Below are 528 nucleotides of genomic sequence, written 5' to 3'. Positions count from 1 at the left end.
GTGGTAGAGGCAGTGCGTAAACTTCGATAGAATTTATTGCGTCTCTTTACTGGACGATGGTCTTGTTCAATCAAATTATTCAGGTATTTAATGGTACGATGTTCTGTCCCTTGATAAAAGCCGTATTCTTTTAGTTTCTTAAAGGCACTTGTAATAGAGGGGGCTTTATCTGTGACTACAACCTTCGGTTCATCAAACTGCTTCACTAACCGCTTAAGAAAAGCATAGGCTGCTTGTGTGTCCCGTTTTTTACGTAACCAAATATCTAAGGTTAAACCATCTGAATCGATGGCTCGATACAAATAATGCCATTTTCCTTTAATTTTGATGTACGTTTCATCCATTTTCCATGAATAAAAGGATTTTTTATTTTTCTTTTTCCAAATTTGATAGAGTAGTTTGCCATATTCTTGCACCCAACGATAAATCGTCGTATGAGAAACGTTAATGCCACGATCATATAAGATTTCTTGAACTTCACGATAGCTAAGGTTATAACGAAGATAGTAGCCCACGGCTACAATAATC

Annotated in this window: 1 protein-coding gene; it reads right to left on the bottom strand. The window is 36.6% G+C overall.

Going from position 1 to position 528, the window contains the following annotated elements:
- A partial coding sequence (locus tag ACVQ8P_RS00315; protein ID WP_462296866.1) for an IS6-like element IS1216 family transposase occupies nucleotides 1–527 on the bottom strand: 527 nt, incomplete at its 3' end.
- Nucleotide 528 lies beyond the last annotated feature (1 nt).

The sequence above is a fragment of the Dellaglioa sp. BT-FLS60 genome (assembly GCF_054941065.1).
Note: the sequence above shows the minus strand (reverse complement) of the source record. Positions and strands in the feature narration are given on the sequence as shown.